This is a genomic window from Nonomuraea sp. NPDC048916 (assembly GCF_040649575.1).
In the GTDB taxonomy this organism is placed as follows: domain Bacteria; phylum Actinomycetota; class Actinomycetes; order Streptosporangiales; family Streptosporangiaceae; genus Nonomuraea.
On sequence record NZ_JBEZFS010000130.1, the window covers coordinates 1 to 1,010 of the forward strand.

The window sequence follows — 1,010 nt, forward strand, 5'->3', positions numbered from 1 at the left end:
AGAGCGACTGCATCTCCTTGATGAGGACCTTGAAGGACTCGGGGATGCCGGGCTCGGGAATGTTCTCGCCCTTGACGATGGCCTCGTAGACCTTCACGCGGCCCAGGACGTCGTCGGACTTGATGGTCAGCAGCTCCTGGAGCGCGTGGGCGGCGCCGTAGGCCTCCAGAGCCCACACCTCCATCTCACCGAAGCGCTGGCCACCGAACTGGGCCTTACCGCCGAGCGGCTGCTGGGTGATCATGGAGTAGGGGCCGGTCGACCGGGCGTGGATCTTGTCGTCGACCAGGTGGAGCAGCTTGAGGATGTACATGTAGCCGACCGCGATCGGATAGGGGAACGGCTCGCCGGAGCGGCCGTCGAACAACCGGGCCTTGCCACTGCGCTGCACCAGCCGATCCCCGTCGCGGTTGGGGACGGTGTTGCCGAGCAGCCCGATGATCTCCTCCTGGTGGGCTCCGTCGAAGACCGGGGTCGCCATGTTGGTGCGCGGCTCGACGGTCTCGAAGCCCTTCTCACGCAGCCGCTCGGCCCAGGCCTCCTGGATGCCGGAGATGTCCCAGCCCCGGGCGGCGATCCAGCCGAGGTGGTTCTCCAGGACCTGGCCGACGTTCATCCGGCCGGGCACACCGAGGGGGTTGAGGATGATGTCGACCGGGGTGCCGTCCTCGAGGAACGGCATGTCCTCGACCGGCAGGATCTTGGAGATGACGCCCTTGTTGCCGTGACGGCCGGCGAGCTTGTCACCGTCGGTGATCTTACGCTTCTGCGCCACGTAGATGCGCACCAGCTCGTTGACCCCCGGCGGAAGCTCGTCGCCCTCCTCCCGGGAGAACACGCGCACCCCGATGACCTTGCCCCGTTCGCCGTGCGGCACCTTCAGCGAGGTGTCGCGGACCTCACGGGCCTTCTCGCCGAAGATCGCGCGCAGCAGCCGCTCCTCGGGCGTCAGCTCGGTCTCGCCCTTGGGCGTGACCTTGCCGACCAGGATGTCGCCGGGGACGACCTCG

Annotated in this window: 1 pseudogene; it reads right to left on the reverse strand. The window is 67.6% G+C overall.

Going from position 1 to position 1,010, the window contains the following annotated elements:
• Window positions 1–1,010: pseudogene (locus tag AB0C16_RS40075) on the reverse strand (DNA-directed RNA polymerase subunit beta); the annotation flags it as partial.